Origin of the sequence: Pseudomonas sp. (assembly GCF_030696055.1) — a bacterium.
Lineage (GTDB): Bacteria > Pseudomonadota > Gammaproteobacteria > Pseudomonadales > Pseudomonadaceae > Aquipseudomonas.
Genome location: NZ_JAUYNP010000118.1, coordinates 1 through 22,953, shown reverse-complemented (window position 1 = coordinate 22,953; position 22,953 = coordinate 1). Strand labels below are relative to the sequence as shown.

The 22,953-nt window shown below is 63.8% G+C and carries 19 protein-coding genes; 17 read left to right on the top strand and 2 right to left on the bottom strand.

Annotation, left to right across the window (positions count from 1 at the left end):
- Nucleotides 1-215 precede the first annotated feature (215 nt).
- Complete coding sequence (locus tag Q8Q83_RS07165) at nucleotides 216-2,558, top strand: M48 family metallopeptidase (protein ID WP_305622391.1); 2,343 nt, start codon at nucleotides 216-218, stop codon at nucleotides 2,556-2,558.
- An 11-nt stretch (nucleotides 2,559-2,569) separates the two neighbouring features.
- Here the strand turns inward: Q8Q83_RS07165 and Q8Q83_RS07160 are convergent, their stop codons facing one another.
- On the bottom strand, nucleotides 2,570-3,181 hold the full coding sequence (locus Q8Q83_RS07160) for a LysE family translocator (RefSeq protein ID WP_305622390.1): 612 nt from the start codon (nucleotides 3,179-3,181) through the stop codon (nucleotides 2,570-2,572).
- A 418-nt stretch (nucleotides 3,182-3,599) separates the two neighbouring features.
- Between Q8Q83_RS07160 and Q8Q83_RS07155 the strand changes: the two genes are divergently transcribed.
- The 10 genes from Q8Q83_RS07155 (at nucleotide 3,600) to Q8Q83_RS07110 (ending at nucleotide 13,252) form a co-directional block, all read left to right on the top strand.
- Complete coding sequence (locus tag Q8Q83_RS07155) at nucleotides 3,600-4,721, top strand: beta-ketoacyl-ACP synthase III (protein WP_305622388.1); 1,122 nt, start codon at nucleotides 3,600-3,602, stop codon at nucleotides 4,719-4,721.
- Nucleotides 4,722-4,866: 145 nt separating this feature from the next.
- Nucleotides 4,867-5,475 carry an RNA polymerase sigma factor gene (locus Q8Q83_RS07150; RefSeq protein ID WP_305622387.1) on the top strand — a complete coding sequence of 203 codons (609 nt, stop codon included), beginning with the start codon at nucleotides 4,867-4,869 and terminating at the stop codon, nucleotides 5,473-5,475.
- Complete coding sequence (locus Q8Q83_RS07145; protein ID WP_305622385.1) at nucleotides 5,469-5,702, top strand: anti-sigma factor; 234 nt, start codon at nucleotides 5,469-5,471, stop codon at nucleotides 5,700-5,702. The genes Q8Q83_RS07150 and Q8Q83_RS07145 overlap by 7 nt, the downstream gene beginning before the upstream one ends.
- A gap of 413 nt (nucleotides 5,703-6,115) precedes the next feature.
- Complete coding sequence (locus tag Q8Q83_RS07140; RefSeq protein ID WP_305622383.1) at nucleotides 6,116-6,421, top strand: hypothetical protein; 306 nt, start codon at nucleotides 6,116-6,118, stop codon at nucleotides 6,419-6,421.
- Between the two features lie 21 nt (nucleotides 6,422-6,442).
- Nucleotides 6,443-7,297: a DUF692 domain-containing protein gene (locus Q8Q83_RS07135; protein WP_305622382.1), complete on the top strand. Its 855-nt coding sequence runs from the start codon at nucleotides 6,443-6,445 to the stop codon at nucleotides 7,295-7,297.
- Nucleotides 7,294-8,013, top strand: a complete 720-nt coding sequence (locus Q8Q83_RS07130) for a DUF2063 domain-containing protein (RefSeq protein WP_305622380.1) — start codon at nucleotides 7,294-7,296, stop codon at nucleotides 8,011-8,013. The genes Q8Q83_RS07135 and Q8Q83_RS07130 overlap by 4 nt, the downstream gene beginning before the upstream one ends.
- 34 nt (nucleotides 8,014-8,047) lie before the next feature.
- Entirely contained in the window at nucleotides 8,048-8,644 is a 597-nt protein-coding gene (locus Q8Q83_RS07125) for a DoxX family protein (RefSeq protein ID WP_305622378.1), read from the top strand.
- A 320-nt stretch (nucleotides 8,645-8,964) separates the two neighbouring features.
- Nucleotides 8,965-10,338 carry a glutamine synthetase family protein gene (locus Q8Q83_RS07120; protein ID WP_305622376.1) on the top strand — a complete coding sequence of 458 codons (1,374 nt, stop codon included), beginning with the start codon at nucleotides 8,965-8,967 and terminating at the stop codon, nucleotides 10,336-10,338.
- A gap of 347 nt (nucleotides 10,339-10,685) precedes the next feature.
- The gene (locus Q8Q83_RS07115) at nucleotides 10,686-12,074 is read left to right on the top strand and encodes an aldehyde dehydrogenase family protein (protein WP_305622375.1); all 1,389 of its coding nucleotides are present in this window, start codon (nucleotides 10,686-10,688) and stop codon (nucleotides 12,072-12,074) included.
- Nucleotides 12,075-12,082: 8 nt separating this feature from the next.
- Nucleotides 12,083-13,252 (top strand): iron-containing alcohol dehydrogenase, encoded by a 1,170-nt coding sequence (locus tag Q8Q83_RS07110; protein WP_305622373.1) that lies wholly within the window; start codon nucleotides 12,083-12,085, stop codon nucleotides 13,250-13,252.
- A gap of 180 nt (nucleotides 13,253-13,432) precedes the next feature.
- Here the strand turns inward: Q8Q83_RS07110 and Q8Q83_RS07105 are convergent, their stop codons facing one another.
- Complete coding sequence (locus Q8Q83_RS07105) at nucleotides 13,433-13,966, bottom strand: hypothetical protein (RefSeq protein ID WP_305622372.1); 534 nt, start codon at nucleotides 13,964-13,966, stop codon at nucleotides 13,433-13,435.
- Between the two features lie 121 nt (nucleotides 13,967-14,087).
- Here Q8Q83_RS07105 and pgm point away from each other — a divergent pair, with 121 nt between their 5' ends.
- The 6 genes from pgm to Q8Q83_RS20200 form a co-directional block, all read left to right on the top strand.
- Nucleotides 14,088-15,740, top strand: coding sequence for a phosphoglucomutase (alpha-D-glucose-1,6-bisphosphate-dependent) (gene pgm / locus Q8Q83_RS07100; protein WP_305622370.1), 1,653 nt, complete (start codon nucleotides 14,088-14,090; stop codon nucleotides 15,738-15,740).
- An 87-nt stretch (nucleotides 15,741-15,827) separates the two neighbouring features.
- On the top strand, nucleotides 15,828-16,184 hold the full coding sequence (locus Q8Q83_RS07095) for a winged helix-turn-helix domain-containing protein (RefSeq protein ID WP_305622369.1): 357 nt from the start codon (nucleotides 15,828-15,830) through the stop codon (nucleotides 16,182-16,184).
- Nucleotides 16,185-16,549: 365 nt separating this feature from the next.
- Nucleotides 16,550-17,068 carry an Hcp family type VI secretion system effector gene (locus Q8Q83_RS07090; protein ID WP_305622367.1) on the top strand — a complete coding sequence of 173 codons (519 nt, stop codon included), beginning with the start codon at nucleotides 16,550-16,552 and terminating at the stop codon, nucleotides 17,066-17,068.
- 188 nt (nucleotides 17,069-17,256) lie between these two features.
- Complete coding sequence (gene tssI / locus Q8Q83_RS07085) at nucleotides 17,257-19,335, top strand: type VI secretion system tip protein TssI/VgrG (protein ID WP_305622365.1); 2,079 nt, start codon at nucleotides 17,257-17,259, stop codon at nucleotides 19,333-19,335.
- Complete coding sequence (locus Q8Q83_RS07080; RefSeq protein WP_305622363.1) at nucleotides 19,325-20,068, top strand: DUF4123 domain-containing protein; 744 nt, start codon at nucleotides 19,325-19,327, stop codon at nucleotides 20,066-20,068. The genes tssI and Q8Q83_RS07080 overlap by 11 nt, the downstream gene beginning before the upstream one ends.
- Nucleotides 20,065-22,953: DUF6531 domain-containing protein (locus Q8Q83_RS20200; protein WP_371132376.1), on the top strand; the 2,889-nt coding region annotated here is incomplete at its 3' end. The genes Q8Q83_RS07080 and Q8Q83_RS20200, both read left to right, overlap by 4 nt.

Below are 22,953 nucleotides of genomic sequence, written 5' to 3'. Positions count from 1 at the left end.
GTTTACGATCTGCTGCGCGTCGGCCATCCGGCGTTAAAAACAGCCTCGGAATGCTCATTTACAGCTCGTAAACTGCGCTTCCTCGGCTGTTTTTGCCTTGTCTGGCTCTAGCTCGCGAGGTCGTAAACAGGTTCTAAGCCTGGCTGAGCTATCGGCGGTGTTAGTCGCTTGTTAAGCTGGCGAACCTTAAATTCCAGCTGTTGCGAGGGATCGCCATGTCATTCCGTGTGGTGCTGAGTGGGCGCGCGTTGCCGGGGCATGAGCCAGAGCAGATTGCCCAGCGCTTGCAGAGTCAATTGAAGCTGTCGCCGGCTCAGGTGCAGGCCTTGCTGCCGCCAGCGCAGCGGGTGGTGAAAAGCGCGCTGGACCATGCCAGTGCCGAAGGCTGGCAGCGCCGCTTGCAGCAGGTGGGCCTGGAGGTGCGCATCGAAAGCCTCGAGGCCGCGCCAGCGCCCGATCCCCTGGTGGCGCTGGAACACCTGGCGAGCAATGGCTTGAAGCGCGCCCGGCCGAGCCCGGCCTATGCCAGCCAATTATTTCTGGTCACCCTCTGCTGCATGCTGGTGCCGCTGCTCTATGCCGGCCTGGTGGTCGGCCTGGGGCTGGGCCTGGTCTGGTACCTGACGCATATCCACCAGTACCTCGGTGGGCTGCGCAATATCTGGCTGTTGCTCTGCGTGTATGGCGTGCCGGCAATCAGCGGCGGCATCTTGCTGCTGTTTATGGCGCGGCCGTTTTTCCTGGCCAGCCACCGCGAAAGTGATCCCTTGCAACTCGATCTGAGCGCCGAGCCGCGCTTGCAGCGCGTGATCGAGCAGCTGTGCCAGGCGATTGGCCTGCGCCCGCCGGTGGCGGTGCAGCTGTCCAATGAGGTGAATGCCAGCGTGCATTTCGAGCAAGGTTGGCGTGGCTTCTTTTCCGGACGCAAGGTGCTGACCATCGGCATGCCGCTGGTGGCCGGGATGAGCGTGCAGCAGTTTGTCGGGGTACTGGCCCATGAATTCGGTCACTTCGCCCAGCGCCTGGGGATGCGTTGCAACTTTCTGATCAACGCGGTCAACGCCTGGCTGGAGGTGCGTGGCAATAGCCGCGACCCCTGGGATGATCGTTTGCAGGAATGGCTGGAGGCCGATCCCTGGTGGATGTTCCAGCTGGCGATCTGGGTCGCCCAGCAGGGTATCGAGCTCTCGCGTCTGCTGATGCGCGGCTGTTTCTGGCTGAGTTTTCGCTTGTCGCGTTCGCTGTCGCGGCAGATGGAATTCGATGCCGACCGCTATGAAAGCCTGCTGGCCGGCAGTGCGGCCTTTCGCGCCAGCGCCCTGCAGTTGCGCGCGCTGTCCTGGGCCTGGGGCGAAGTGGACCAGCAGAATGCCCGCACCTGGCGCGAGCGCCGCTTGCTGCGCGATATGCCGCAAGCCACCGCGCTGAAAACCGCTGAGCTCAGCCAGGCCACCTTGCAACAGTTGCAGCACGGGCTGGAGGAGGGCAGCACGCGTTACTGGCACACCCACCCGGCCGATCTGCAGCGCATCCAGCACAGCGAGGCGTTGCAGGCGCCGGGTTACTTGCATGACCCGCGCCCGGCAGCGACCTTGTTCGCGCAATTCGCCAGCCATTGCCAGCGCGTGACCCAGGCCTATTACGCTGACCTGGGCTTGGAATACACGGCCGAGCAGCTGCAGGACAGCCAGCAGATTCTCCAGCTCAGCGCCCAGCGCGAGCAGGCGCTCGATCAGCTCTGGGAGTGGACGGGGCGGCAGTGGCGCAACCTGCCCTGGTTGGCCTTGCACCTGCCGGTGCAGGAGGCGCACAGGGGCTTGGGTTGGCAGGCGGTGATCGATGAGCTGCGGCGTTTGTCCCCGGAAATCACCCAGGCCTGGGCGCAGGCCGAGGCGCAGGAAGAGCAGCGCGTGGCGCTGGCCTGGTGCGGCGAATTGCAGCGCAATGGGGTGAACGCGCGCCTGAGCGACAGCGAAGCCTTCGATGCGTCCAAGCACCTGGCGCTGTACCAGCAGATAGATGCGGGACAAACCCCGGCGCAGCGCCAGTTGCAACTGGCGGCTTCCTTGTATCGGCGGCGCCTGGAACTGAGCCTGGCTGCGGCCAGCGTGGCGGTACGCCAGGCGGCGCAGCTCGCGCTGCAGCTGGGCAAGCTCTATGTGGACTATGCGCGTTTGCTCGAGGCCCGCGAACTGGCCGTGCGCTTTCTCGATTGGCATCAGCAGGTTCCCGATGTCCTGAGCGAGCGTCTGAGCCAGGACGCCTTGCTGCGCTATCAGGACCTGGCGTTACGCCTACTGAGCAAAGCCGATCTGATCCCGCAAACCCTGCTCGATGGCGACAGCCTGGGCGGTTATCTGCGCCTGCGTTGCCCGAGGTTGAATGCCCAGGCCGGCGAGCCGGTGGAGTTTCTCCAGCGTAGCGCCACCTTGCTCGACAGCCTGACCTACGCGTATCGCCGCGCCATGGCGGAAGTCGCCAGCCATGCCCTGAGCCGTGAAAGCGAGCAGGGCCTGCGCGCTATTCGGCTAATGCCCGCAGTGGCGAGTGAGGTTTGAACTGCAGCTAGTTAGCGGGTCATCGGCAGCGCCGCGCCCATCAGGGCGAACAAGCCGCCGCAGCAGCGGTTGAATCCCTTGCCGCTGCGTTGCAGCCAGGGGCGGATGCGGTGCGCCAGGCGGGCCAGCAGGTATTCGACGCCGCCCTCGACCAGGGCGAAGGTCAGCGCCATGATCGCGAACTGCAACCAGAGATCGGCGTGCGGGTCGAGAAACTGCGGCAGGAAGGCGCCGAAGAACAGTATCACCTTGGGGTTGGACAGGGCCGACAGCAAGCCCTGGCGCAGCAGCGTCGCGTCGCTACGGCTCGCCGCTTTCTCGGCCAGGCTTAGGTGCAGCGCCGGGGCGCGCCACAGTTGGATGCCCAGCCAGATCAGGTAAGCCCCGCCCAGCCACTTGAGCAGCGTCAGCGCCTCGGCCGAGGCCTTGAGCAGGGTGCCGATGCCGAGCATCGACAGGGCCATCAGCAGGGTAAAGCCGAGCACGCCGCCGGCTATGGTGAACAGGGCCTTGCGCTGGCCGTAGAGTGCGCCATGGCTGAGGGCGAGCAGGCCGTTGGGCCCGGGCGTCAGCGATAGGCCTATCACCGCCAAGAGATAGAGCAGCCAGGTATGCAGGGCCATAACAGGTATCCAGGGCGCGCAGTTGAGGGGGCAGTAATTGGGCCTATGGGCGCAGGCTTTCTGTTCTTGCATGGGGTGACTCGATAGTCAAGGAAAGACCCTTTCGTCAGTCTCGACTCGCCCCTTGCCTGGCCGGCCGCGGTGCACCAGCGCGCAGGCCGCGGCCGAGGGTCTATCTCGCTGCCTGGCGGCGCGTTGTGCGTCACTTTGCCCCCATAACCGCCAGTTTGTTGCAACTGTAGCGACCGGCTGGGCGGACGAATGGGTTCTGCCTGTGGCAAACTCTGCGGCTCGTTACAGGAGGTTCATGGATCGACGTTTAGCTCCTGTAAGCCCGGATTTTTTGCCCCAGGCCCGCGGGCCTCGGGCGTACTGCATAACTGGCCGCCACGGGCGGCAAAGAACCAGAGGATTGACCGTGCATAACGTCGTGATCAGTGGTACCGGCCTCTTTACCCCGGCGAACAGTATTTCCAACGATGAACTGGTCGCAGCCTTCAATGCCTACGTCCAGCTGTTCAACGCCGACAACGCCGAGGCGATTGCCCGCGGCGAAGTCGAGGCGCTGACCGAATCCAACAGCGCCTTTATCGAAAAGGCCTCCGGCATCAAGAGCCGCTTCGCCATGGACAAGGCCGGCATTCTCGATCCGCGGCGCATGGCCCCGCGTATTCCCGAGCGCTCCAACGAGGAGTGGGGCATCCTCTGCGAGATGGCCGTGGCCGCCGCCAAGCAGGCCCTGGAGCGCGCCGGCAAGACCGCCGCGGATATCGACGGGGTGATAGTCGCCTGCTCCAACCTGCAACGCGCCTACCCGGCGGTGGCCATCGAAGTGCAGGCGGCCCTGGGCATTCAGGGTTTCGGCTATGACATGAACGTGGCCTGCTCCTCGGCCACCTTCGGCATCCAGGCCGCGGCCAACAGCGTGCAGCTCGGCCAGGCCCGCGCGGTGCTGATGGTCAACCCGGAAATCTGCACCGGTCACCTGAACTTCCGCGACCGCGACAGCCACTTTATCTTCGGCGACGCCGCCACCGCGGTGATCATCGAGCGTGACGATCTGGCCACCTCCAAGCATCAGTTCGACATAGTCGGCACCAAGCTGATCACCCTGTTCAGCAACAATATCCGCAACAACTTCGGCTTCCTCAACCGCTGTGGGGAGGAGGGCGTGGGCAGCCGCGACAAGCTGTTCGTCCAGGAAGGGCGCAAGGTGTTCAAGGATGTCTGCCCGATGGTCGCCGAGCTGATCGCCAGCCATCTGGCGGAAAATCAGCTGAACGTGGCCGACGTCAAACGCTTCTGGCTGCACCAGGCCAACCTCAATATGAACCTGCTGATCGCGCGCAAACTGCTCGGCCGCGACGCCGAGCCGAGCGAAGCGCCGGTGATTCTCGATACCTACGCCAACACCAGTTCGGCCGGCTCGGTGATCGCCCTGCACAAGCACCAGGACGACCTGCCCAGCGGCGCCCTCGGCGTGCTCAGCTCCTTCGGGGCGGGTTATTCGATTGGTAGCGTGATTCTGCGCAAGCACTAAAAATCACCTTAATGTCTACTGCGCTTGGGGATGCTGCGTTGAAAACAGGCTCGGACTGCTCATTTACAGCTCGTAAACTCCGCGTCCTCGCCTGTTTTCGCCTTGCCTGCCCTGCGCTCGCGACGACCTTAAGGCGATTTTGACTATGCAGATAAATGACGCCGATCTGCTGCCCCGCCTGCTGGCCGGTGAGCAGAAGGCCTTCCGCGAGCTGGTCGCCACCTATCAGGGGGCCATGCGCGCGGTGGCCTTCGCCATTGTCGGCAGCCGCAACGCCGATGAAGTGGTGCAGGACGCCTGGCTCGCGGTGGTGCGCAACCTGGAGGGGTTTCAGGGGCGGGCGAGCCTGAAGACCTGGCTGCTGACCATCACCGCCAACACGGCTAAGACCCGCCTCAAGCACAACCGCCGCGAAGTGCTGCTGGACGATATTCCCTCGCCCCATGGCAGCATCGGTGACGAGCGCTTCGCCGACGATGGCCATTGGCTGCTGGCCCCCTATGCCTGGCATCAGGACACCCCGGAAGCCTTGCTGACCGAGGCCGAGCTGCGCGAGTGCCTGGAGAAGACCCTGGCCAGCCTGTCGGAGTTGCAGGGCAGCGTGCTGCACCTGCGCGAGCGCGAAGGGCTGGAGTTGGAGGAGATTTGTAATCTTTTGCAGGTGTCTCTCTCCAATGTGCGGGTGCTGCTGCACCGCGCGCGCCTGAAGGTGTTCGCCACCCTGGAGCATTTTGAGGAGACCGGCCAATGCTGAGTTGTAAGGAGTTGGTGGCACGCTCCAGTGATTTTCTCGATAAGCAGTTGAGCTTCCGTCAGCGTCTGGCGGTGCGTCGTCATCTCTTGGCCTGTAAGAATTGCCGACGCTTTATCAAGCAGATGCGCCTGAGCCAGGCGGTACTGCGCCAACTGCCGCAAGGGCAGAACGCCGAGCTGGATAGCCTGGCCGCCAAACTGGCCGAGTTGCGTCGCCAGCATTCGTAGTGGCCTGTCTCGTAATAATCGTTTCCCCGGTCGAGCCACTGCCCGTTGGGGCGCCATCGGGTTGGTAGGAGCCAGCTTGCTGGCGATCCGCCAACAGGCACCGAAGATCGCCAGCAAGCTGGCTCCTACAGAGTGCTATCCGAACTATTTCGCCGGCATCAGTAATTCTGAGACAGCACACTAGGCTGGGTTGCTTTAGTCCCGCACCATCAAGCTACAACCGCCGAGGGCGGACAGGGCCGCGCCTTGTCCGCCCTCGGCGCATTAGCCGTGGCGGCATCTGTGCCGGCAGCTGGCGCCTTGCTTCTTTCGCTAAAAAATCGGTGGCCGGTGTAACGGAGCGGCCGCGGCCTTGTCCATTGTGCCGAGCGAGCCAACCCCGGCCCTCTTGTTAACTGCACTGGAGATTTGCCATGAAACACCTGAACGCCGTTGTTGCCACCCTGGGCGCCGCACTGCTGAGCAGCGCGGCCTTCACCGTGCAAGCGGCCAGCAACCCGTTTGCCGCCCAGGAACTGAGCAGCGGCTACAGCCTGGCGGCTGGCGAGAAGGCGGCCGAAGGCTCCTGCGGCGAAGGCAAGTGCGGCGCCGAAATGAAGGCCGAAGGCCAGGGCAAAGGCGCTGACGCAGCCAAGTCGGAAGCCAAATCCGCCGCCAAGGCCGAAGCCGAAGGCAAATGCGGCGAAGGCAAGTGCGGTGCCGATAAGCAGGACGCCTAACTGAGCTTGGGAGGACAGCACATGCAGGCGGATTTCGTCAGCGGCGCCGGCCTTGGCCTGCGTCGCGGCCTGCTCGACGCGTTGCAGGATTGCACGCTGGCCGAGCTGGATTTTCTCGAAGTGGCGCCGGAAAACTGGATCGGCGTCGGCGGCCGCTTAGGCAAGCAATTGCGCGCGCTGAGCGAACGCCTGCCGTTGCTCTGCCATGGTCTGTCGCTCAATCTCGGCGGTTTTGCCCCGCTGGATCTTGAACTGCTGAAGGCCATCAAGGCCTTTCTCGACCAGCACGGCGTGCGTGGCTACAGCGAACATCTGTCGGCCTGCGCCGATCACGGCCAGCTGTATGACCTGATGCCGCTGCCCTTTTCCGAGGAGTCGGTGGTGCGTATCGCCGAGCGCGTGCGCAGGGTGCAGGACGTATTGGAGCGGCCGCTGATTATCGAAAACGTCTCGGCCTATGCGCAGTTGCCGGGCGAGCTGGACGAGGCCGGTTTTGTCCGCGCCGTGCTGGAGCGGGCCGACTGCCAGCTGTTGCTCGACGTGAACAATGTCTTCGTCAACAGCCGCAATTTCGCCTTCGACCCGGCCGCCTATATCGCCGCCATGCCCAGCGCGCGTATCGCCTACCTGCATGTGGCCGGGCATCACGAGCAGACCGCGGATCTGACGATCGACAGCCACGGCGCGCCGGTGATCGACCCGGTGTGGGCCTTGCTGGAGCAGGCCTATGCCGTGCATGGCGTGCGTCCGACCCTGCTGGAGCGCGACTTCAACTTCCCGCCGATTGCCGAGCTGTATGCCGAGGTGGCGCAGATTCGTCGCCTGCAAGGCGCGGCCGAACCGCAGCCTGGCGACCTTAGGAGCTGCGGCATATGAGCGGCGTGGAGCTGCAACGCGCCTTCGCCGCGCGCATCCGCCAGCCCAAGCAGCAGCCGCTGCTGGCAGGCATCAGCGCAGAGCGCATGGCGGTGTATGAACGGCTGTTCTTCAACACTATCGAAGGCTTTATCAGCGGCGCCTTCCCGGTGCTGCGCCGGCTATTCGAGGCGCCGCGCTGGGAGCAGCTGGTGCGCGCTTTTATCGCCGAGCATCGAGCGCTCACGCCGTATTTCCTCCAGATCAGTCAGGAGTTTCTCGCCTGGTTGCAGCAGGGCTATGTCGCGGCGGCGGGCGATCCGCCTTTTATCCTGGAGCTGGCGCATTACGAATGGGTCGAGCTGGCCCTGGATATCAGCGAGGCCGAGCTGCCGGAGCAGGGCTGGTCGGCCCTGGCCTGGCCGCTGGCCTACCAATGGCCGGTGCAGCGCATTGGCGCGGAGTACCGGCCGAGCGAGGCGCCTGGCGAGGCGACCTGCCTGCTGGTCTGGCGCGACCGGCAGGACAAGGTGCGCTTTATGCAGCTCAGCCCCTTCGCCTACCAGCTGGCCCTCAGGCTGCAAGGCGGCGAGGCGGCTCTGGAAGCCCTGCAGGACCTGGCCCGGCAGCATGGGCTGACTACCGATGAGGCTTACCTCAGCAACGGCCAACGCCTGCTGGATGACTGGCAACGCCAGGGCATCTGGTTCGCCGCGGCTGCCCCTTCCATTCTCTGAATCGCGCTGGCTCTGCCTGGCGTTGGAGACCCCTATGTTGACCTTGCTCAATCGCCTCCAGGATTGCCTGGACGCCGCCCGCCGCCTGGATTTTCTCGGCCCCTTGCTGCTGCGCCTGTACCTGGTGCCGATTTTCTGGATGGCCGGCAGCCATAAACTGGCCGATATTGGCGCCACCGCCGCCTGGTTCGGCAACCCGGATTGGGGCCTGGGTTTGCCCTTTCCCGAGCTGCTGGCCTGGGCCGCGGCCCTGAGCGAAACGGGCGGTGCGCTGCTCCTGCTGTTCGGCCTGGGGGTACGCTGGATCAGCCTGCCCTTGATGGTCACCATGCTGGTGGCGATTTTCGCGGTGCATTGGCCTTACGGCTGGCAGGCGATTGCCGATGGGTCGGCGCCCTTCGTCAATGAGCGGGTGCTGGCCTCGGCGGAAAAAATCGCGCGCGCCCGGGAGATCCTCAAGGAACACGGCGACTACGACTGGCTGACCAGCAGCGGCAAGCTGGTGGTGCTGAACAACGGCATCGAATTCGCCGCCACCTACCTGCTGATGCTGATAGTGCTGTTCTTCAGCGGCGCCGGGCGTTGGCTGAGCCTGGATTACTGGCTGGCCAAGGCGTTACGCAAAGGCTAGCACTAGGCCAGCGCCGCTTGCGGCCCAGCGGCTGCCGCCTTGCTGGATGGCTAGCGCGGCGCTCAAACGCAGCCTACGGACGCTGTGCTTTGGTTTAGCCGTTAGTTGTCAGCGACCAGTCGCTTGAGCCGCTTTTTCCTGCCCGCACAGCCAACCGGGCAATCCTGTACCACACTCAATAGGCTTTTGCCGGGCGTTCTATCGGGTGTTGGCTGGTTTGTCTTGGCGTGTTGGGTGGCCTTGCTGGGCCCTGCGCTTGAGACGTGGTGCTGGCCGGACTGACAGCGGCAGTCGGCCATAACCATAAGAAGGGGATCTGCATGCTCAATCCACGAGAGGTCAAGACCGCCCTGGATGCCAAGCGCATCGTCGAGGAGCGTGGGCTTAGTCACGTCAAGGTCGGGGTGTTCGATAACGATGGGGTGATGCGCGGCAAGTACCTGAGCCGCAGCAAGTTCTTCTCCGCCCTGGACAGCGGCTTCGCCTTTTGCGATGTGGTGCTGGGCTGGGATGTGAAGGATCAGCTCTATGACAACGCCCAGTACACCGGCTGGCATACCGGCTACCCGGACGCCCCGGTGCGGGTGCTGCCCCATAGCTGCCGGGAGCTGCCCTTCGAGAACGGCATGCTGCTGTTTATCTGCGAGTTTGCCGGGAACGCGGAAAAGGTCTGCCCGCGCGCCACCTTGCGCCGGGTGCTCGAGCGCTGCACGGCCATGGGTTTCGAGGCCTTTGCCGCGCTGGAATATGAATTCTTTATGTTCGATGAAACCCCGGAGTCGGCGCGGGAGAAGGGCTTTCGCAACCTCAAGCCCTTTACCCCGGACTGGTTCGGTTACTCGACCATCCGCAACTCGGTGCACGCCGAACTGCACCACGAGATTCTGGAGATGGCCGAGTGCATGGATTTCCCCATCGAGGGCCTGCACACCGAAACCGGTCCCGGCGTGCTGGAGGCGGCCATTGCCTATGACCAGGCCGAAGCCGCCGCCGATAAGGCCGCGCTGTTCAAGACCTTTATGAAGGTGCTGGCCCAGCGCAACGGCCTGATGGCCACCTTTATGGCCAAGTGGTCGGGCAAGTACCCGGGGCAGAGCGGGCATATGCATGTGTCGCTGCGCGATAAGGCCAGCGGCAAGTCGGCGTTCTTCGACCCGAGCCAGGCGCACAATATGAGCCAGATTCAGCGGCATTTCCTCGCCGGGCAGCAGCGCCTGATGCCGGAATTGCTGTGCATGGTGGCGCCGACCCTGAACAGCTACCGGCGGCTGATTCCCGGTTTTTGGGCGCCCACCGATGCCACCTGGGGCGTGGAAAACCGCACCGCGGCGCTGCGGGTGATTCCCGGCGGCGACAAGTCCCAGCGCCAGGAATACCGCCTCGGCGCGGCGGACGGCAACCCTTACCTGGCCCTGTCGGTGGCCATAGGTTCCGGCCTGTACGGGGTGATGCAGCAGTGGCAGCCGAGCGCTCCGGTGACCGGCAATGCCTATGCGATGAAACACGCCGATGAGCTGGCCCTGCCGCGCACCCTGTGGGATGCGGCGCAGCGCTTGAAGGCGTCCCAGGCGGCGCGGGAGCTATTCGGCGATGCGTTCGTCGAGCACTTCGCCGCCAGCCGCGAATGGGAGGAGCGCGAATACCGCCGGCATGTCAGCGATTGGGAATTGGATCGCTACTTCGAAATCATCTGACAGGTCGCTGAAAAACTACCTGCGTTGCCACGCTTTAGAAAAGACAGGGGGCGTTAAAAACAGGCTCGGCAAGCCGCTTGCGGCTAACGCGCTTCAGCGCGACCCGAAGGGCGAGTGAAACGAGTAATGCTCATTTACAGCTCGTAAACTCCGCTTCCTCGCCTGTTTTGACCAGCCGGAGGCTGTTACTAAAGTAGCGCCTTGTCTCGGCTGCCTCGCCTACGTTTTTCAACGACCTGTAAACCGCCTTACTGTGTAGCCCGGATGCAATCCGGGATGGGCTAACACCACCCCCGGATTGCATCCGGGCTACCTGTTGATCGGGGCAGAGTTTTACGGAGCGAACAATGAGCAAGTTGCACTGCATATCGCCCATCGACGGATCGGTCTATGTCGAGCGCCATCTGGCCTCCAATCCGGAAATCCTCGCCGCCCTGGTCGGCGCCGAACAGGCGCAGCAGCGCTGGAGGCACACTCCGCTGGCCGAGCGCGTCGCCATCGGACGTCGGGCCATCGCCGCCTTCACCGCCAAGGAAAACCAGCTGGCCGAAGAGCTGTGCTGGATGATGGGCCGCCCGATCCGCTACGCCGCCGGTGAGATTCGCGGTTTTGCCGAGCGCGCCAGCTATATGGCGGATATCGCCGAAAGCGCCTTGGCCGATATCCAGCTGCCGGACAAACCCGGCTTCATCCGCTTTATCCGCCGCGAACCCTTGGGCGTGGCCTTGGTCATCGCGCCCTGGAACTACCCCTACCTGACCGCCGTCAACGCGGTGATGCCGGCGCTGCTGGCCGGCAATGCGGTGTTGCTCAAGCATTCGGCGCAGACCCCGCTGTGCGCCGAGCGCATGGTCGAGGCCTTCCAGGAGGCCGGTTTGCCGGACGGGGTGTTCCAGTACCTGCACCTGAGCCATGCGGAAACCGAACACCTGATCCGCTCGCCGAGCATCGCCCATGTGGCCTTTACCGGCTCGGTGGCGGGCGGCTATCTGGTCGAACGGGCAGCGGCGGGGCGCTTTATCGGCGTGGGCCTGGAGCTGGGCGGCAAGGACCCGGCCTATGTGCGCTTTGATGCCGACCTGGCCCACGCGGTGGCAACCACAATAGACGGGGCGCTCTTCAACTCCGGGCAATCCTGCTGCGGCATCGAGCGCATCTATGTGCATGAGGCCCTCTACGATGCCTTCGTCGAGCAGGCGGTGGCCCTGGTCAAGCAATACAAACTGGGCCGCTCCGATGACCCGGAGACCACCCTGGGGCCGCTGGTGAACGCCGATGCGGCGGATTTCGTCCGCGGGCAGATTAACGACGCCATCAGGCAGGGGGCGGTCGCCCATATAGTGCCGTCCCACTTCGCCCTGGATAAGCCCGGTACGCCGTACCTGGCGCCCCAGGTGCTGACCAATGTGCACCACGGCATGCGGGTGATGGTCGAGGAATCCTTCGGCCCGGTGGTGGGCATCCAGAAGGTCAAGGATGACGAGGAAGCCCTGGCGTTGATGAACGACAGCGAGTTCGGCCTGACCGCCGCCATCTTCAGCCGCGATGTCGAGGCGGCCCTGGCCCTGGCCGATCGCGTCGAGGCCGGCACGGTGTTTCTCAACCGCTGCGACTACCTCGACCCGGGGTTGGCCTGGACCGGGGTGAAGAACTCCGGACGCGGTTGCACGCTGTCCAGGGTCGGTTACGAGCAGCTGACCCGGCCGAAATCCTTCCACTTCAAGACCCAGCTGTGAGGCGCGCCATGGACCTGAACCGGTACCGCATGAACTGGAATTACCCGACCTCGATTCGCGTCGGCGCCGGGCGCATCCGCGAGCTGCCGGAGGCCTGTCGGCAGCTGGGCATGGGCGCGCCGCTGCTGGTCACCGACCCCGGCCTGGCGGCGCTGTCGATCATCGACAAGGCGCTGCTGCAGTGCCGCGACGATGGCCTCAAGGCCGGTTTGTTCCATGGCATCAAGGGTAATCCCACCGGGGCCAACGTGATGGACGGGGTGGCGGCGTTCAAGGCAGGCACGCATGACGGGGTGATCGCCTGCGGCGGCGGATCGGCCCTGGACGCCGGCAAGGCCATCGCCCTGATGGTGGGCCAGGACCGGCCGCTGTGGGATTTCGAGGATATCGGCGACAACTGCATGCGCGTCAATGTCGCCGGCATGGCGCCGGTGGTGGCCGTGCCGACCACCGCCGGCACCGGCTCGGAAGTCGGCCGCGCCGCGGTGATCACCGATGATGCGGCGCAGATCAAGCGCATCATCTTCCACGCCAGGATGCTCCCGGCCCTGGTGATTCTCGACCCCGAATTGACCATCGGCCTGCCGGCCAAGCTCACCGCCGCCACCGGCATGGACGCGCTGTCGCACTGCCTGGAGGCTTTCTGCTCGCCGCTGTTCCACCCCATGGCCGAAGGCATAGCCCTGGAGGGCATGCGCCTGGTGCAACAGTATCTGCCCCGCGCCGTGGCCCATGGCGCGGATGTCGAGGCGCGCTTGCAGATGCTGGTGGCCTCCAGCATGGGCGCCACCGCCTTCCAGCGCGGCCTGGGCGCCATGCATGCCCTGGCCCATCCCCTGGGGGCGCTGTATGACGCCCATCATGGCCTGCTCAATGCGGTGCTGATGCCCTATGTGCTGCTGGCCAACCGCGCCAGTATCGAGGCGCAGATGGAGAAGATGGCGCGCTACCTGAACCTGCCCAAGCCCGGCTTCGGCGGGGTGCTGGACTGGGTGCTGGCGCTGCGCAGCCAGGTCGGCATCCCCCATAGCCTGGGGGAGATTGGCATCGACGCTAAGCGCATCGAGCAGGTTGGGCGGATGGCCGCAGTCGACCCTTCGGCCGGCACCAATCCCATCGCCTTCAGTGCGGAGCAGTACAGCGCGCTGTTCGACAAGGCATTGCGCGGCGAGTTGTAGCCCGGATGCAATCCGGGGGCATTTGCACACAGCCAAGGTTCCCCGGATTGCATCCGAGCTACGGTTGACTGTGCGGTGTCTTAATAGTGGCGAGGGTGTAGGTTGGGCTGAGTGCAGCGAAGCCCAACAGCGGTTTTTCTGGCGTTCGTTGGGCTTCGTCGCTGCGTTCCTCAGCCCAACCTACAGCTCGGCCTGGGCGGCCTTTAGGCTTTCATAGGCCGGGGCGGCGTAGATGCCGACGGCCACCGCCAATTCCATCACCCGTGGCAGGTCGCTTGTGTACACCAGCACCGCCTGCAGTTCATCGTCCAACGGCTCGCTGAAGTCCAGCAGTACATAGCCCTGGGTTTCCGGCGACAGGCTGCTGAGCTGCACCTGGATGCGGTTCAGCGCTTTCAGCGGTTCGACTTTGACCAGCTGCTTGGGTTTGAGCACGAAGCTGACCTGGGGGCCGAAGGACTCGACTATCTGCTGGAATAGCGCGTCATAGCTGTCGGCCTGGAACAGCACGGTTTCCGGCAGGCTGCCGACCACCACCCATTCGCCGAGGGGAATCGGAAAGCTGTCGTCGTAGTTGATATCCGGGTTGGCGGCGAGAAAGGCCTGCGGGTCGGCGTAGGCCTGGGCCGCTTCCTCGGCGATACGCGCGACGTCTTCCGGGGCCATGCAGCCCGAGCTTATTTTGCTGATCAATTCTTCGAGCTGGGCTTTCATCCGGATATTCCTGGCGCATCAAAAATAGGCCGCCAAGGATAGCGGGAAATCCATTATCACGGCGGCAGGACTGCTAAGCTTGCGCACTTTTCTATAGCCCTGAATAGCCTTGGAGCCCCTTGTGAGTCCGCGTATCCATCCTTTGGCCGGCCAGCCGGCGCCTGTGTCGACGCTGTGCGATATTTCCCGGCTGCTGGCGGCCTATTTTGACCTGCAACCCGACCCTGCCGTGGCGGCGCAGCGGGTGGCCTTCGGCACCTCGGGCCATCGCGGCAGCTCGCTGGAGTGCAGCTTCAATCAGGCCCACGTGCTGGCCATCAGTCAGGCGATCTGCGATTACCGCGTGAGCCAGGGCGTCACTGGCCCGCTGTTTATCGGCGCGGACACCCACGCCCTGTCGCAGCCGGCGTTCGACAGCGCCCTGGAGGTGCTGGCGGCCAATGGCGTGCAGGCGATGATCTCGGCGGGCGGCGAATTCACCCCGACCCCGGCGATTTCCCACGCCATCCTGGTGCACAACCAGGGCCGCACTAGCGGCCTGGCCGACGGCATAGTCATCACCCCCTCGCACAACCCGCCGGACTGCGGCGGCTTCAAATACAACCCGACTAATGGCGGCCCGGCCGACAGCGATATCACCAATTGGGTGCAGAACCGCGCCAATGCCTTGCTCGAAGGCGGCCTGCGCGAGGTCAAGCGCATGCCGCTGGAACGTGCGTTGCAGGCCGCGACCACCCATCGGCACGATTACCTGGGCGCCTATGTCGGCGAGCTGGGCAACGTGATCGATTTCGACCTGATCCGCGGCGCGGGCCTGCGCCTGGGCGTCGATCCGCTGGGCGGCGCGGGCGTGCATTACTGGTCGCGCATCGCCGAGCAGTACGCGCTCAACCTGGACGTGGTCAGCCAGACCATCGACCCGCAGTTCGCCTTTATGAGCCTGGACTGGGACGGCAAGATCCGCATGGACCCATCCTCCAGCCATGCCATGCAGCGCCTGATTGGCCTGAAGAATGGCTACGACATCGCCTTCGCCTGCGACACCGATTACGACCGTCACGGCATTGTCGCGCCCAGCGTCGGCCTGCTGCCGGCCAACCATTTCCTCAGCGTGGCCATCGACTACCTGTTTCAGCATCGCCCGCAGTGGAGCCCCACGGCGGCGGTGGGCAAGACCCTGGTCAGCAGCGCGATGATCGACCGGGTCAGCGCGCGCCTGGGCCGCCCGTTGCTGGAAGTGCCGGTGGGCTTTAAATGGTTTGCCGACGGCCTGTTCGACGGCTCCCTGGGTTTCGGTGGCGAGGAAAGCGCCGGCGCCACCTTCCTGCGCCGCGATGGCAGCGTGTGGACCACCGACAAGGACGGCATAGTCCTGGCCCTGCTGGCCGCCGAGATGACCGCCAGCCGCGGCCGCGACCCGGGCGAGTTGTACCGCGGCCTGACCGACGAATTCGGCGCTATCTACGCCGACCGCGTGGATGCCCCGGCCACTGCCGCGCAGAAGAAGGCCCTAGGCAAGCTCTCGGCCGAGCAGATCAGCGGCAGCCAACTGGCCGGCGATGCTATCACCCAGGTACTCGACAAGGCGCCGGGCAACGGCGCGGCGATTGGCGGCATCAAGGTGATCAGCGAGGGCGGCTGGTTCGCCGCGCGGCCGTCGGGCACCGAGGATATCTACAAGATCTACGCCGAGAGCTACCGCGACGAGGCGCACCTGCAGCGCATCTTCAGCGAGGCGCAGCAGATAGTCGATGCCGCGCTTGTCACTCAGTAATAGCCGCGCCACGGGGTGCCGAGTGGCGCCCGTGGCGCTGCTCGAACGAGTCGTTGCGGGGCGTTTTCCATCAACACCGGTCAGCTTATGTATCGCCTCGATCTGAAAATTCGCCTGTATAACGGCGCGGATATCGCCATGGGCCCGGGCAAGGCCGAGCTGCTCGAGGCCATTCAGCAGCACGGCTCCATCAGCGCGGCGGCGCGCGCCCTGGGCATGTCCTACCGGCGCGCCTGGCTGCTGGTGGAAACCATGAATCGCAGCTTCAAGCAGCCGCTGGTCAGCACCTTGGCCGGTGGCAAGCAGGGTGGCGGTACCCAGCTGACCGCCCTGGGCGTGCAGGTGCTGCGGCGCTACCGGGCCCTCTGCGCGCAGGCCATGGCTGCCGCGCAGGACGGCGCCGATGAGCTCAGCGAGTTGCTGGCCGATACGCTGTCCGGCTAGGCGGGCTGCCTCGGCAGTTTTCCAGGCCGTTATGCCGATGCAGCTAGGCTTGCATAGCTGTGGGTGGCGTAGCCGAAATAGCGCGTTGCGCAAGATATTGCGCATTGATCTGTGGGTAAGTCTGTGGGTACTTCTCTGCAGGCACCGTTGCTATTGGTCTATGAGCTGTTTGGCAGTTTCTTGCACAGCGCTGCGCAAGAAGCTGCCCAGCTTTCAGTGACTTACCGCACGTTATGACCTTTCCTGTGTTTTTGGTCATGCTAAGTTAATGATTTTAATTGGTTTTATATAAGTGGCACGCTTATCGCTCTCTAGTCGGCTCCCGGATCACTTCAGATCCATGACCCAAGGCAAGGAGAGCACTCATGCCAACACCCGCGTATCTGTCCCTCGAAGGCACCAAACAAGGTCTGATCACCGCTGGCACCTTTACCGAGGACTCGGTCGGCAATATCTTCCAGGAAGGTCATGAGGACCAGATTCTGGTCCAGGCATTCAACCACCAGGTCATCATCCCGCGTGATCCGCAGTCCGGTCAGCCGACTGGCCAGCGTGTGCACAAGCCGCTGATGATCACCAAGGTGTTCGACAAATCCTCGCCGCTGATCTTCAACTCCCTGACCTCCGGTGAGCGTCTGAACAAGTGTCGCCTGGAGTGGTTCCGCACTTCCTCCACCGGTACCCAAGAGCACTACTTCACCATCGAGTTGGAAGACGCCGTGATCGTTGACGTGCAGTCGCGCATGCCGAACTGCCAAGACCCAGGCATGTCGCACTTCACTCACCTGGAAGACGTGTACTTCACCTACCGCAAAATCGTTTGGACCCACGAAGTCTCCGGCACTTCCGGCTCCGACGACTGGCGCACCCCGATCTCCGCCTAAGTCTTGGCAGAGTTCGCGCTACACCGTATCGGCCAGGCATAGTCCTGGCCGCTGCGTTTCGATGAGAGCTGTTTCGCCAAACGCCGATGGCAATAGGCAAAAAGCTCGAATGTGCACGGCTGCCATGGCATGCCTGGGTTAGAAATGCGCAGTGGCTCGATTCATGGAACGAAAGAAGAGGACAACGAATGTTCGCCCCAGCCAACCAGACCCATTTCAGCCTGAATATCGAGGGCCTCGCCCACGATCTGCAGGTGCTCGAATTCAGCGGCCGCGAGGCGATCAGCCAGCCCTTCGTGTTCGAGCTGGAACTGGTCAGCGAGCGCCCCGACCTCGATCTGGAAAGCCTGCTGCATCAGGCCGCGTTTCTCGCCTTGTCGCCAGCCGGCAATGGCATCCACGGGCATATCTACCGAGTTGCCCAGGGCGAATCCGGGAAGCGCCTGACTCGCTATCACCTCAGCCTGCGCCCGCAGTTGGCCTATCTGGCGCATCGCAGCAACCAGCGCATCTTCCAGCAGCTGACTGTGGCGCAAATCATCGGCCAAGTGTTAGAGGAGCATGGCATCCAGGCCAACGCCTATCAATTCCAACTCGGCTCGGTCTACCCCGCGCGCGAGTATTGCGTGCAGTACGACGAATCCGACCTGCACTTCGTCCAGCGCCTGTGCGAGGAGGAGGGCATTCACTACCACTTTCAGCACAGCGACCAGGGCCATGTGCTGGTGTTTGGCGACGACCAGACGCCGTTTCCCAAGCTGGCCCCTACGGCCTACCAGCAGGACAGCGGCCTGGTGGCCGACAAGCCGGTGATCAAGCGCTTTGGCGTGCGCGTGGAAACCCGCAGCAGCCGGGTGACCCGTCGCGACTACGATTTCGAAAAGCCCAGGTTGCTGCTGGAAGCCGATGCCAAAAGCACGTTCACGCCCGACCTGGAGGACTACGACTATCCCGGCCGCTTCGTCGACCGCGAACGCGGCAAGCACCTCAGCCAGCGCGCCCTGGAACGCCATCGTCACGACTTCGAACTGGCCCAGGGCGAAAGCGATCAGCCGCGCCTGGTCAGTGGCCATTTTCTGGCCTTTACCGAGCATCCAAGGTCGAGCTGGAACGATCTCTGGCTGCTGACCGAAATCCATCACCAAGGCAAGCAGCCGCAGGTGCTGGAAGAGTCCATCACTAATCTCCCCTCGCCCATTTATGGGAGAGGGGCCGGGGGTGAGGGTGAAACGAGCGGCGACGGCTTCCAGCAGGGTTATCGCAACCGCTTCACCGCCACGCCCTGGACCGTACCGTATCGGCCAACTCTGCAACACCCCAAACCACGCATCCTCGGCAGCCAAAGCGCCGTGGTCACCGGCCCGGCGGGTGAGGAAATTCATTGCGATCAATACGGCCGCATCAAGGTGCAGTTCCACTGGGACCGGGAAGGTCAGGCCGACGACAAGACCAGCTGCTGGCTGCGCGTCTCATCCAGCTGGGCCGGCGATCGCTATGGCGGCATCGCCATCCCGCGAGTCGGCATGGAAGTGCTGGTCACTTTCCTCGAAGGCGACCCCGACCAGCCCCTGGTCACCGGCTGCCTGTACCACAAGGAGCACGTGGTGCCCTACGACCTGCCGGCCAACAAGACCCGCAGCGTATTCAAGACCCTCAGCTCGCCCGGCGGCGCTGGCTATAACGAGCTGCGCATCGAAGACAAGAAAGGCGCGGAGCAGATCTATATCCACGCCCAGCGCGACTGGGACGAAAATATCGAGCACGACCAGAAGATCCGCATCGGCAACCAGCGCCACGACACAGTCGAAGCCAGCAGCTACAGCGAATTCAAAGCCGAAGAACACCGCACCACGCATCTTGATCGCAAAAGCGAAATCAAGGCCAACGACCACCTCAGTGTCGGCAACAACCAGCACATCAAAATCGGCACCAGCCAATTTATCAATGCGGGGCAGGAGATCCACCTGTCCAGCGGCCTGAAAGTCGTGCTGGAAGCCGGCAGCGAACTGACCTTCAAGGCCGCCGGCAGCTTTCTCAAGCTGGATGCCGGCGGCATCACCCTGGTGGGGCCACAGATCAAATTCAACTCCGGCGGCGCGCCGGGCAATGGTTCAGGTGCCGCGCCTGTCTTGCCTGGCCTAGCCAAGGCGGCGGATGCGGATAAGGCGGGGGCGCTGCTCACCCCGGCGCAAATTCAAACCCTGAAACGCAACGCGCCTTTCTGCGAGGAGTGCGAAAAGTGCAAAGGCGGTGCCTGTGCCCTCTAAGCACCTGAGTGTCCGTGACTGGCTGAACGCACAACTCCACAACGGCGATCTGCACCTCTACGTGGTGATGACTAACGCCAGTGCAGCCAACCCGCTGCAAGCCTACTACCAGCAGGACGAGCCGATTGCGCCGTTGCCCATCTGGGACGCCACGCCTTATGCGGACTGGCAAGCGGTCATGCCGTTTCTTGGCGAGCTGCGGCCCGATAGCCCTTTTCTCGACTGGCTTGAGCAGGACAGCGAACAGGACTGGGGCTGGCTGGCCAGTTCGCCTTATCCGCCACATACAGTGCTGGAGCACCTCAAGGGCCTGACCCAGGTGCAGATGCCGGATGGCAGAGCGGTGTTCTTCCGTTTCTGGGATGGCCGCCACCTGCTGCCGATCCTCAACCACATGGGCGCCGAGACCGGCGAGTTGCTGCCGGTATTCACGCGTTATCTGATTAACGGCCAGGCACTGGAAGTCGCACTGCCAGCGCTCACCCCGGCCAAACCCTATCCCTGGTGGCAAGTGCCAGCGGCCTTGCTCGACAAACTGAACGAGGAAGACCCCACCCCGCGGGTCGACAACCTGATGCAGTGGCTGCGTGAGGATCATGCCGAGCTGTATTTCGCCTTTCCCGAGCCCAACCTGCGGCTGAAGACCGAGCACTTCGTTCGGCACGGCCAGCACACGGAAGACACTTTAGCTGGGCGCTTCAAGGCCCATATGGAACAGGAACTGACTCGATGATCAGCTCAATCCTCTACGGCTCCTTTATGCTCCATGGCCTGACGGCGCAGGAGCCCGACGCGGCCAAGATCATTGGCGACTTCAAGCGCAACAGCATGGAGCGCTACAAAGACCTGGCCGACAGCCTGCTGACCGGCTGGGCGCTCGATGCCCAGCAGAAGTTCAGCATCGGCGACGAGATCGCCAAGGTCAAAGCCGACAAAGACAAGACCGGCGCGATAGGCGCCTATGCGTCCTGCCCGGCCAATGGGCAACTCAAGCTGCTGCATGCATTCGATTCCGCCAACTTCGTGCCCATAGGCAATACGCCCTTTGAGGCGGTGCAACAGCTGTCGTTCTTCAGCGGTCAGAGCCCGCAGAAATTTACCGGCACGCTCGATGCCAACGGCATGGGCAGCATCGTCGGCTGTATACCGAACAGCCAGTACCGCATCCGCTTCTACCCCAATGTCAGCCAGCGCGAAGTCAATACCCTCTACGCCTCCTACGACGGCGTGATCGGCAAACTGCACGACTGGCTGCACGGCGAATGGAGCGGCAGCATCGCCGCGCAGTGGAAGCTGTTGGCCCCGGTCGGCGACCCCAAGCGCCTGGCGCAAATCAACCAGGCCTTTCTGGACGGCATGGGCGGCGCCCTGATGGCGATCTGGGACGACGTCAAGAAGCTCTACGACATCCTCACCAATCTGGATAAGTACTACGACAAGCTGCGCACGTTTATTTCCGAGGCCGACTTCCAGAAGCTCAAGGCTCAGGCCAAGGAGCTGATGCACACCGTATTGATGATCGTCAGCGACGAACCGCTGATGTTCCTCTATGCCTCCGCCGTGGTGTGCTGGGTGCAGCTGCTGCCGCCCACCGTGGTGGCGGAGTTCACCTCCCAGCTGGTCAGTGGGCTGTTGCTGGACGTGCTGCTGGGCATAGTCCTGACCGGTGGCGCCGGGCTGGTGGTGCGCTATTCGGTCAAGGTGGCCAAGGGGCTTAGCAACGGCGCCGCCGAGCAACTGCGAAAAGCCGTGCAGACCCTGATCGATGTGAGCAAGAGCCATGCTCTCAAGCCTCATGCCGAGGCGGTCAAACCCCTGGCCGCGCGAGGCGAGGTGCTGGTCAATAGCTCGCAGAAGGCCACCGTACAGGTCAAGAGCCCGGCCCAGGGTATAAATCTGACCGAGCCGGATACGCTCGGCATTCGCCGCCGCAAAACGCGAAACACCCGGGTGACGAAAGCGGATGCGGTGGACGACGCATCGGCCCCGGCGAAAACGCCAAACGACAAAGCGGCGGACAGCGCCGATAAAACCTGCACTGACAAATGTCCCGTGTCGATGGTTACCGGCGAAGAGCTGTTGACCCTCACCGACGGCGAACTGGACGGCCTGCTGGCCTTTCCCTGGAGCCGCCTGTATCGCACCAGCGCCGCCGAGATTGACCGCGGGCTGGGCTATGGCTGGAGCCACAGCCTGGCGCACCGCCTGGACCTGGAAGGCGACAGCCTGGTGTGGACCGACCACGAGAACCGGCGTACGACTTTCCCGCTACCCAGCCAGCAGCGTCCGGCCATTACCAACAGGTTGTCGCGCGCGGCCATCTACCTGGGCGACGATCCCGCCGAACTGATACTCGCCCAGGCCGGGAAAGCGCCGCGCTTCTATCACTTTCGCCGCGACCCACAGGGCGGTTACCTGATCGCCATCAGCGATGCCTATGGCAACCGCCTCAACCTCAGTCGCGACCTGCTGGGGCGCATCCAGCGCCTGAGCAGCACGGCCGGCCGCGCACTGAAGCTGTGCTACGAGGGCAGGCATATCGCAGCGGTGGATTACCAGCTCCAGCGCCCGGCGGACAACGAGGAAGACAGCTGGCAAACCGTACAGACCCTGGTGCGCTACCGCTATAACGCGGCGGGGCAATTGCTCGAAGCCAGCAATGCCCTCGGCGAGACCGAGCGCTACCGCTACGACGACGCCAGCGTCATCCTCGAACGGCAACTGGCTGGCGGCGCGGCCTTCTACTGGGAATGGCAGGGCGCAGGCAAACAGGCACGCTGCGTGCGTCACTGGGGCAACTTCCGGCAGATGGACGCGCGCTATATCTGGGACGACAAGGGCGGCGTCACGGTGCTCAACGCCGACGGCAGCGAACAAGTCTACGTCCACGACGAGAATGCCCGGCTGATCAAACAGGTCGACCCGGACGGCGCGCAAACCCTCAAGTCCTACGATGAAAAAGGCCAGCTGATCGCCGAGCAAGACCCGCTCGGCGCCATCACCGAATACCGTTACGACGAGGCCGGTCGACTCAGCGCGGTGATACCGCCGGAAGACCAACCGATTGCCTACGAGTACCGCGACGGCTTCGTCAGCGCGGTACAACGCGGCGAGGCGACCTGGGCATACAGGCGCAACGCGCAAGGCGATATCACCGCGCAGACCGACCCGCACGGCCACACCACCCAGTACAGCTACGACGCTCAAGGGCGCCTGCTTGCCATCCGCCACCCCGACGGCAGCAGCCACAAACTGGCGTGGAACCCGCTGGGGCAACTGCTCGAGGAGCAACTGCCGAATGGCGGCGAGCGGCGTTACCGCTACGACGCCCAGGGCCGGCAGATCACCCGCCAGGACGAAAACGGCGCCATCACCCAGTACCAATGGGATGCCGTAGGCCGCCTGACGCAAGTCAGCCTGCCCGGCGGCGGCACCCGCGCCTTCAGCTACAACGCCTACGGCAAGGTCACCGGCGAGCGCGACGAACTGGGCCGCATCACCCACTACGAATACGCCGACGGCCTGCACCTGGTCAGTCGGCGGATCAATCCCGACGGCAGCCAGCTGCGCTACCGCTACGACAACGCCCGCCTGCTGCTCACCGATATCGAGAACGAG